This is a genomic window from Variovorax sp. GW821-FHT10B04 (assembly GCF_059415645.1).
Window position 1 is genome coordinate 2501 of sequence record NZ_JBWKNQ010000024.1, and the last position, 1602, is coordinate 4102.

The following is a 1602-nucleotide window of genomic DNA, read 5'->3' on the forward strand; positions in this document are numbered from 1 at the left end:
TATAGGGTCAAGTGAATAAGAGCACGTGGTGGATGCCTTGGCAATGATAGGCGACGAAGGACGTGATAGCCTGCGATAAGCTTCGGGGAGCTGGCAAATTAGCTTTGATCCGGAGATTTCCGAATGGGGAAACCCACCGAAAGGTATCGCATGATGAATACATAGTCATGCGAGGCGAACCGGGTGAACTGAAACATCTCAGTAGCTCGAGGAAAAGACATCAACCGAGATTCCGAAAGTAGTGGCGAGCGAAATCGGAGAAGCCTGTTAGTGATAGCACAAGACATAACGGAACACTTTGGAAAGGGTGGCCATAGCGGGTGATAGCCCCGTACGTGAAATGACCTGTGTGGTACTGAGCTAACGACAAGTAGGGCGGGACACGTGTAATCCTGTCTGAATATGGGGGGACCATCCTCCAAGGCTAAATACTCATCATTGACCGATAGTGAACTAGTACCGTGAGGGAAAGGCGAAAAGAACCCCGGGAGGGGAGTGAAATAGATCCTGAAACCGCGTGCTTACAAAAAGTAGGAGCCCGCAAGGGTGACTGCGTACCTTTTGTATAATGGGTCAGCGACTTACATTCAGTGGCAAGGTTAACCGAATAGGGAAGCCGTAGAGAAATCGAGTCCGAATAGGGCGTCTAGTCGCTGGGTGTAGACCCGAAACCAAGTGATCTATCCATGGCCAGGATGAAGGTGCCGTAACAGGTACTGGAGGTCCGAACCGACTAGTGTTGCAAAACTAGCGGATGAGCTGTGGATAGGGGTGAAAGGCTAAACAAACTTGGAAATAGCTGGTTCTCTCCGAAAACTATTTAGGTAGTGCCTCAAGTATTACCATCGGGGGTAGAGCACTGTTTTGGCTAGGGGGTCATGGCGACTTACCAAACCAAGGCAAACTCCGAATACCGATGAGTACAGCTTGGGAGACAGAGCACCGGGTGCTAACGTCCGGACTCAAGAGGGAAACAACCCAGACCGCCAGCTAAGGTCCCTAAAATTGGCTAAGTGGGAAACGAAGTGGGAAGGCTAAAACAGTCAGGATGTTGGCTTAGAAGCAGCCATCATTTAAAGAAAGCGTAATAGCTCACTGATCGAGTCGTCCTGCGCGGAAGATGTAACGGGGCTAAGCCAGTTACCGAAGCTGCGGATTTGCAATTTATTGCAAGTGGTAGGAGAGCGTTCTGTAAGCCTGTGAAGGTGCGTTGTAAAGCGTGCTGGAGGTATCAGAAGTGCGAATGCTGACATGAGTAGCGTTAAAGGGGGTGAAAAGCCCCCTCGCCGTAAGCGCAAGGTTTTCTACGCAACGTTCATCGGCGTAGAGTGAGTCGGCCCCTAAGGCGAGGCAGAGATGCGTAGTTGATGGGAAACAGGTCAATATTCCTGTACCGATTGTTAGTGCGATGTGGGGACGGATCTTAATAGGTCATCCGGGTGTTGGATATCCCGGTTTAGTGGGAAGTAGGCGTACGTTAGGCAAATCCGGCGTACATATACCGAGGCCCATGATCGAGTGAGCTTGCTCATGAAGTGACTGAACGAGGTTCCAGGAAAAGCCACTAAGCTTCAGCTAACAACGACCGTACCGCAAACCGAC

Annotated in this window: 1 rRNA gene (running past one end of the window); it reads left to right on the forward strand. The window is 50.6% G+C overall.

Annotated elements, in window-relative coordinates:
* Positions 1-5: 5 nt before the first annotated feature.
* Positions 6-1602: ribosomal RNA gene (locus AC07PZ_RS31560) — 23S ribosomal RNA — on the forward strand; it runs 1373 nt beyond the window's last position.